Annotated in this window: 1 protein-coding gene; it reads right to left on the bottom strand. The window is 48.5% G+C overall.

The genetic code is table 11. The features are described from left to right. Positions 1-295, bottom strand: a 295-nt coding sequence (locus AAEY83_RS13885; protein ID WP_351059707.1) for a DNA-processing protein DprA, incomplete at both ends; no start/stop codon positions are given.

Below are 295 nucleotides of genomic sequence, written 5' to 3' on the forward strand. Positions count from 1 at the left end.
CGTATCAGATGGTGGCAGCCCTCAGCATTGCTATTATCAATATGACTGGGAATCGCAAAGACTTGCTTGCCCTGCTCTGAGGTTAGGCGCGCAGTAATCAACGAACCACTTTGGATAGTCGCTTCGGTGACAATAGTGGCTAAGCTGAGACCTGCCACCAAGCGATTGCGCCGTGGAAACGTATGCTTGTGCGGCGGCGTATCCGGCAACAGCTCACTGATAATACAGCCACCTTGCTCGATAATTTGCGCAAATAATTTATCATGATGATTGGGATAATACACTTCAATACCAG

It is taken from the genome of Psychrobacter sp. TB20-MNA-CIBAN-0197, from assembly GCF_040309765.1.
Classification (GTDB): Bacteria; Pseudomonadota; Gammaproteobacteria; order Pseudomonadales; family Moraxellaceae; genus Psychrobacter; species Psychrobacter submarinus.